The organism is Paenibacillus sp. MZ04-78.2 (assembly GCF_024213375.1).
Classification (GTDB): domain Bacteria; phylum Bacillota; class Bacilli; order Paenibacillales; family NBRC-103111; genus Paenibacillus_G.
In genome coordinates, this window is the sequence record NZ_JANAVJ010000141.1 from 1 (window position 1) to 518 (window position 518).

Annotated in this window: 1 protein-coding gene; it reads right to left on the reverse strand. The window is 47.1% G+C overall.

Annotated elements, in window-relative coordinates; translation table 11 throughout:
* A partial coding sequence (locus tag NLX71_RS26415; protein WP_254366775.1) for a transposase occupies window positions 1-518 on the reverse strand: 518 nt, incomplete at both ends.

Here is a 518-nt window from a genome sequence, read left to right on the forward strand (position 1 = left end):
ATATCACGGATAATTGGCGAATCTTCCTCGATTTGACGACGCAAAGGACGCGGTTTTTCAAGGTGAACGTTATCTCTTAACCGAACGACGAATGACTGTCCGTTTTGTTTATAGCCATCCAAACGTTCGAGTTTTCCGTAAGCCCTGTCCATGACCATAATGTAGTCCGTATGAGTCAAGCTCTCGCTCATCGGCCCGTCATGCTTAGAGCCAATGCTCTCGATGGCCTTCAGTGGCTGAAGATTTTCTGCCTGCAAGGCCACATGTAATTTTACGCCTGCTCGTTCTCCATGATAAGGTGCCCAAGGCAGACGGGTTTTGCCAACGGTCATCGTTGTGGAATCAATAAGAAGCAATTCTTTAGGGAAAGCCAATTTCCGACGTGTCTTACGACTACATTTTTGGGTAAGCAGATGAAAAAGCTCCTTGAAAACAGCGAAAGGTACCTCTGCTGCTTTGCTCGAAAAGCTAGAATAGTGAACCTGAATTAAGCCGCAGGAATGAGCGCAGTCAGCCCC